We start from the raw sequence: 4,776 nt of genomic DNA, 5'->3' as shown, positions 1-4,776 counted from the left end.
ATTAATAATAAGCTCAAGTTAATTAAAAGGCTTGGATATGGCTTTCGTAACTTTAGCAATTTTAGATTACGCAGCTTATTAAACTGGCATTTTACTATTAATTATCCATAAAAGTAACCGAAGAACCCGAAAAACCACTGGAATTATTGCCCTACCATCCATTACTTTTCCATAAATCATTCAGCAGTACGCTCCATTGCACCACCAAAACTTACAGCAACATCATAACCAATCCGTATAGTAAACAATCTAGCATTAGGGTTTTTCTGTTTTAACTTTAACGCTGTCTCTACACCAGTTGGATCAATCCCATATTCACCCGTTTCTGCATCAATCACAATCATCTTTCCGATATTGTCACCAGACTCGACATTTTGACGAATACCGTTTTCATAAAACTGTTTAGCTCTTAGGGCTACTTCTTCTACACTCCAGAAAATTGATTGCATCACAATTACACCTACTTTGCTTCTTCAATCATTGTAGTAGTTACATTATTTTAGTTAAAATTTAGATAAGAAGAGTGAAAAATGTTGTATTTATAGCAGAGCTACTACAAAAATTCAAAGCTTATGACAGGAAGCAATATTAGGCAGCAAATTTTAGAGCATATTGAAACGTTACCCCCAGAACAGGTAAAAACTCTCCTGTTAACATGGCTGACTAGTTCATCAGGGGATTTAGAAGATTTTGAGCAGTTAGTGACAAATCAAGCTACTCAAACCACAGAAGAATCATTTGAGTACGGTGAGATAGACGCAGCATTAAATTTTCAACCTCTTACTGAAGCCCAAATGGTTCAGCAGAGTCAATCCGCTCTCGAAGCGTACCATAGCACAGGTTCAGGAGTGGCGCATGACCGTGTGCGCGAATGGGCAGACAGTTTAGGAACTGAACAAGAACGCCCATGTCCCAAATAGTTTGGACTCTAACTGCAATTGACGACTTAAATCGTCATTACGATTTTATAAAACTTAATAATCCTGATGCAGCAGCACGGGCAGTACAAGCAATTGTCTCTTCAGGCGAGAGTTTACAGCAAAATCCTCGTCGAGGCGCAATTGTAGATGAAATAGCAGGGCTGCGAAAACTTTTAGTTTCTTTTGGTAAATACGGTTTTATAATTCACTACGTTATTCTTGAGGATGATGTTGTTATTTTACGTGTCTATCACGGGCGAGAAAATCGACCTCGTTAGTATTAATTTTTAAAGGATATAAACAACAGCATAATATGCCGAAAATTTTACGTGAATATCCCTGGAAAATTAGTTACACCAGCAACACCCATAACACCATCACTGATTTCTACATTCCTGCTTTAGAGTGTGCCATTCAATATGACCGGAAAGCAGGTTTTTTTAGCAGTGCTATCCTGAGTAAAGTTGCACGGGGTTTAGGTGCAATGCTGCACAACAAAGGGCGAATGCGGTTAATCATGGGTTGTCAGTTTAGCCCTCAAGATTTACAAGCAATTCAACAGGGATACGAACTGCGAGACGCATTACTATCTCGTCTAGACGCAGACTTAAAACCACCAGAAAGTTTTGCCCAACTCAAACACTTAGAAATTCTCAGTTGGTTGATTCAAAACCAGTATCTCGATATTAAAATTGCTATTCCTCTCAAAGAAAATGGACTACCTGAAGATAGTACACAGCAACTAGACCCACAGCATATATTTCACGAAAAGGTTGGCATTTTTACTGATAGCAAGGGCGAGAAATTAGCATTTAACGGTTCCAATAACGAATCTATCGGTGGCTGGGAGAGGAATGTAGAATCCTTTCACGTTTATTGTTCTTGGGAGGGAGGAAGAGAACTAGATAGAGTTGAAGAAGAAGTAGCGAGATTTGAGCAACTTTGGTATGACGTATCGCCTAACGTGCGAGTTTTTGAAGTTCCAGATGCGGTACAGAAAAAGCTGTTGCGTTACGCAAAATCTACTAAACCTGATTGGAATGCTCAGGTTGAATTTGACTCTAGACCAATTAATAATGTTGACAGTTCACAGTTGACGGTTGACGGGGAAGAGTTAACAGTTAATAGTGAACAAAATTGGTCAACTGTTAACAGTTCACAGTTGACTGAAATAAACAGTGAACCCTCATCAGTTAACAGTCAACAGTTAACTGTCATCAGTGAACAAGAACGATTGGCATTTACTCAACTTGCCAATATTCATGAACATCCCGGCTGCTTGGACTTTTGTTTAAAATCAATTCCCATTCACCCCTGGCCACACCAAATTAAAATCCTGCGCCGCGTTGCTCAAAATTTTCCCCAAAGTTTTCTCATTGCTGACGAAGTTGGTTTAGGAAAGACAATTGAAACTGGTTTAATTCTGCGTTATCTGCTGTTGTCCAAAAAAGTGAAGCGGGTACTGATTTTAGCACCTGCTAGTGTCCAACCCCAATGGCAAGAAGAATTGCGGGAAAAATTTAATCTGCATTTTTGGAGTTACACATCTACAGAATTTAAAGACCCCTACAAGCGGACTATCCCCGCAGCAGCTAATCCCTGGAATACCCAAGATTTAATCCTCGCTTCTTCTCATTTGGTGCGGAGAACTGACAGAATGCACCAGCTACTATCAGCAGAACCTTGGGATTTAGTAATCTTAGACGAAGCACACCATGCACGCCGCAAAAGTCCCCAAGACCGCAAGGAAACGCCCAATCGCTTGTTACAGTTAATGGCACAGTTGAAGGAGAAGACTAAATCCCTGATTCTTCTCTCGGCAACTCCCATGCAAATTGATGCCATAGAAGTTTTTGACTTGTTAAACCTGCTGGGATTGCAAGGGCATTGGAGTTATGGCGATAACTTCTGCGATTATTTCGCCTCGCTACAAGGTTCTGTCAAGCAGGAAGTAATTAATTTTTGGCAAGTAATGTCTAGTGATTATTTTCAGCGCGGCGGACAGCCTTGTTCTAGATTAGAGCAGTTTTTGACTAAGAGCGAGAGCCTACGGCACGGCGGAGCCGAACGCATTCTTGCTTACAAAATGCAAGATACTTGGCAACGGGGAAAGAAAATCTCCAATCACAAACAACTATTGGCAGATGAAGACTTTATCGACACCTCACGCCAATACTTGACAGTGAACACGCCCCTAAAAGACTTGATGTTCTGCCATACCCGCGACACTCTCCGACAATACTATCAAAGGGGACTGTTAGAGCGGGATATTCCCACCAGAGTTGTGCAGGATAATGCTATTACACTGGAACCACAACGGGAAGTACCGCTTTATGTAGCTGTCAGCGACTATGTACGTCACTTTTACCGACTCGCACAAATAGATCAGCGTTCTTGTTTGGGTTTTTTGATGACCCTTTACCGCAAACGTTTGACCAGTTCATTTTATGCCATCAAGTCATCTCTGCAACGTCGTTTGGATTATTTGTTAACTCAACGGGGAAGCGTTTTAAGTGACGACGATTTAGTGGATGTGGATAATGAGGATGATGCAGTGATTGCTGGGCTGGAATCTTTCTTTGAACCAGTAGACCCCCAGGAAATTCAATATCTTGAAGAATTACTACGCCAATTTGAAAACACTGGGGAAGATAGCAAGCTTTCTCGCTTTATTCAGATTTTACGCCAAGAATTAACTGACCGAGAAAGTGCGATCGTTTTCACCCAGTACACTGACACGATGGACTATCTACGGGATACATTGAAGGAGTTGTACGGTAGTCAAGTAGCTTGTTATTCAGGTCGTGGTGGGGAACTGTACCAGAATGGGGAGTGGTGTTTAGTTCCCAAGGAAGAAATTAAACGCCGATTTCGCCAAGATGAAATCAAAATTCTCCTCTGTACTGAGTCTGCTTCCGAGGGGTTGAATTTACAAAATTGCGGCGTGTTGATTAATTATGATATGCCTTGGAATCCGATGCGGGTCGAACAGCGTATTGGGAGAATTGACCGCATTGGACAAAGATACCCGACTGTGCGAATTCACAATTTTTACTATGACGGCACTGTAGAGGCGAAAGTTTATCGAAAATTGCGCGATCGCATTAATGCCTTTGCCAATGTTGTTGGTAATCTTCAGCCTATTCTAGCCCAAGTTCCTACCTTTATTGAACGGGCTGTTATGAGTGCTGATCCAGAAGAAGAAGATGTTTTAATGTCTCAATTCGATTCTGTGTTAGACAGCCCACCACCTCGTCTTGCAATTGAAGAAATGGTAGCGATGGATTTAGACGCTGACTTAGCAGAAATTCAAAAACCAATTCCCTCTACTCCTTTTACGCCAGAAATTATTGAGCAGTTATTCACCAACTCAGCAATTTTAAAAGCCAGTGGTGTGCAGTTTGAGAAAAGGAGCGAACGTACTTGGCAACTGAATTACAAAGGGCAGGATTACACAGTTACTTTTTACCCTAATGTTTTTGATGAAATGCCTTCCCTACGTTTAATGAATTTTGGCGATTCCTTGTTTGAAAAAATGCTACAAACTATTAATTTCTGAGCATATAATTTTAACATTTATATTACTGGTGTAGTGGCGTATGGTGTGGAAAATAAACGAAAACATGGGATCATATCATCCCAGAAATTAATATTTTTATGATTTTCAAACCTTCTCAAAACGAACCGTTCAAAGCTTCATTTTCCCGTGGCATCTTGACGTTTTGAGCATTAAAAATGATTTTAAAAGCAATATCTCTGCCTGACTGCTTCAAGACTTGCAGATAAGCAACAGCATCATCACGTCGGCGGAATCTTTTCACAACAATATTTTCTTGATTGGGAATACCACGGACAA

Annotated in this window: 5 protein-coding genes and 1 pseudogene; 4 read left to right on the top strand and 2 right to left on the bottom strand. The window is 40.7% G+C overall.

Annotated elements, in window-relative coordinates; translation table 11 throughout:
* A partial coding sequence (locus LC574_RS27065) for a transposase (protein ID WP_229456759.1) occupies positions 1-111 on the top strand: 111 nt, incomplete at its 5' end.
* Positions 112-176: 65 nt separating this feature from the next.
* Here the strand turns inward: LC574_RS27065 and LC574_RS27060 are convergent.
* Positions 177-449, bottom strand: coding sequence for a hypothetical protein (locus LC574_RS27060; protein WP_185587978.1), 273 nt, complete (start codon positions 447-449; stop codon positions 177-179).
* Positions 450-572: 123 nt separating this feature from the next.
* Here LC574_RS27060 and LC574_RS27055 point away from each other — a divergent pair, with 123 nt between their 5' ends.
* From LC574_RS27055 to LC574_RS27045, 3 genes are read left to right on the top strand one after another with little or no spacing between them, the layout of a single operon-like run.
* Positions 573-920 (top strand): hypothetical protein, encoded by a 348-nt coding sequence (locus LC574_RS27055; protein ID WP_229456758.1) that lies wholly within the window; start codon positions 573-575, stop codon positions 918-920.
* Positions 908-1,198 carry a type II toxin-antitoxin system RelE/ParE family toxin gene (locus tag LC574_RS27050; protein WP_229456757.1) on the top strand — a complete coding sequence of 97 codons (291 nt, stop codon included), beginning with the start codon at positions 908-910 and terminating at the stop codon, positions 1,196-1,198. The genes LC574_RS27055 and LC574_RS27050 overlap by 13 nt, the downstream gene beginning before the upstream one ends.
* Positions 1,199-1,233: 35 nt before the next feature.
* Positions 1,234-4,479 (top strand): helicase-related protein, encoded by a 3,246-nt coding sequence (locus LC574_RS27045; RefSeq protein WP_229456756.1) that lies wholly within the window; start codon positions 1,234-1,236, stop codon positions 4,477-4,479.
* Between the two features lie 115 nt (positions 4,480-4,594).
* Here the strand turns inward: LC574_RS27045 and LC574_RS27040 are convergent.
* Positions 4,595-4,776 (bottom strand): annotated as a pseudogene (locus LC574_RS27040) (hypothetical protein); the annotation flags it as partial.

It is taken from the genome of Nostoc sp. CHAB 5715 (assembly GCF_020829685.1).
Taxonomy (GTDB): Bacteria; Cyanobacteriota; Cyanobacteriia; order Cyanobacteriales; family Nostocaceae; genus Nostoc.
Note: the sequence above shows the minus strand (reverse complement) of the source record. Positions and strands in the feature narration are given on the sequence as shown.

Excerpts from the sequence above, each read along its gene's own strand:
- LC574_RS27060 (WP_185587978.1), bottom strand. The coding sequence starts at position 449 with ATGCAATCAATTTTCTGGAGTGTAGAAGAAGTAGCCCTAAGAGCTAAA.
- LC574_RS27055 (WP_229456758.1), top strand. The coding sequence starts at position 573 with ATGACAGGAAGCAATATTAGGCAGCAAATTTTAGAGCATATTGAAACG.
- LC574_RS27050 (WP_229456757.1), top strand. The coding sequence starts at position 908 with ATGTCCCAAATAGTTTGGACTCTAACTGCAATTGACGACTTAAATCGT.
- LC574_RS27045 (WP_229456756.1), top strand. The coding sequence starts at position 1,234 with ATGCCGAAAATTTTACGTGAATATCCCTGGAAAATTAGTTACACCAGC.